Here is a 1,008-nt window from a genome sequence, read left to right as displayed (position 1 = left end):
CCACGGTCTGACCAAGGGCCCGGAACCCAGCAACACCACACCCTGACACGCCGCCAGATCTCCACACACCCAACAACGTGACAGTGCCCTCCTGCGAGGTTAGCGAGGGCTGCATGGACCCAACCGCGTTCTACCCGGGCGCCGCGCTTCTCGCCGAGCTTGAGTAGCTCGGTCACGCTGGGCGAGGTGCCCGTGTAGGCGAGCAGGATCATGCGGAGCGCCGCCATGCCGCACGCGCGGTTGGACCATTCAAGGCGGTCGCCGAGTGCCCAGCCGCCTTGCTGTTCCCATTCCTCTGCCGGAATGAGTTGTCGGCACATGGGAACCTGGTGGATCACGGACACAGGTGGTGCTCTCCCCTGGGGACTAGGCGGCGTCCCGCGGTTCCGGCGTTCCGGTGAAGACGGGCACGGGCAGGGGAGCATCGTATGCGGGCCGGGTCAGCGCCTCGTGGAGATAAGCCCGCACTACATCGGTATGGCTCAATCCCACCAGTCCCGCGCCGGTGATGAAGTTGGCTTCTCGCGACATGCCTGGCGTGGGGTTGATCTCAAGCGCGTACGCCGCGCCGGCGCTGGTGACCATGAAGTCGACGCGGATCGCTCCCCGGACAGTCCAGCGCCTCCCACAGGATGCAGGTGACCAGGTCCTGTACATGGATCGGGAACTCTGCTGGCTCCACGGACACGGTCCCCTGGCTGGACACGTCCAACTTGCTGTCCGCGTCGTAGTACTCCGCCTCGTGAACGTACGTGGCCAGCGGCGGGAAGGCGACTACGCCGCCGGGGAGCTCCAGCAGACCCACCGTCACGGGTGTCCCGGTGATGAACTCCGCGACCAGGACCGGCGAGGAGTTCACAAGCAACGCCGCTGCCAGGGCCATGGGCAGATCAGCGTCGGCATGCACGCGGTGATCCCGGTCCTGTTCGTGGTCTCCGTCGAGGCGGCCCGGCACGCGATCGGCCGGATCGCGGACATCACCGCCGACAAGCACATGGAGGGCGTCCG

2 protein-coding genes and 2 pseudogenes are annotated in these 1,008 nt (G+C 66.9%); 1 reads left to right on the top strand and 3 read right to left on the bottom strand.

Annotation, left to right across the window (positions count from 1 at the left end; all coding sequences use genetic code 11):
- The 3 genes and pseudogenes from ABZ656_RS58155 to ABZ656_RS58145 all read right to left on the bottom strand — a co-directional run.
- Positions 1 to 344 (bottom strand): annotated as a pseudogene (locus tag ABZ656_RS58155) (hypothetical protein); the annotation flags it as partial.
- A gap of 22 nt (positions 345 to 366) precedes the next feature.
- Positions 367 to 585: a hypothetical protein gene (locus tag ABZ656_RS58150; protein WP_360280917.1), complete on the bottom strand. Its 219-nt coding sequence runs from the start codon at positions 583 to 585 to the stop codon at positions 367 to 369.
- Positions 551 to 907, bottom strand: coding sequence for a hypothetical protein (locus ABZ656_RS58145; protein ID WP_180361951.1), 357 nt, complete (start codon positions 905 to 907; stop codon positions 551 to 553). Before ABZ656_RS58145 ends, ABZ656_RS58150 begins: the two co-directional genes overlap by 35 nt.
- Here ABZ656_RS58145 and ABZ656_RS58140 point away from each other — a divergent pair.
- A pseudogene (locus ABZ656_RS58140) lies at positions 890 to 1,008 on the top strand (DUF2637 domain-containing protein); the annotation flags it as partial. The gene ABZ656_RS58145 and the pseudogene ABZ656_RS58140 overlap by 18 nt on opposite strands.

It is taken from the genome of Streptomyces sp. NPDC007095 (genome assembly GCF_040634475.1).
In the GTDB taxonomy this organism is placed as follows: Bacteria; Actinomycetota; Actinomycetes; order Streptomycetales; family Streptomycetaceae; genus Streptomyces.
This window is presented reverse-complemented; position numbering and strand designations above follow the sequence as displayed.

Coding starts and splice junctions, on each gene's coding strand:
- ABZ656_RS58150 (WP_360280917.1), bottom strand. CDS start 585: ATGGTCACCAGCGCCGGCGCGGCGTACGCGCTTGAGATCAACCCCACG.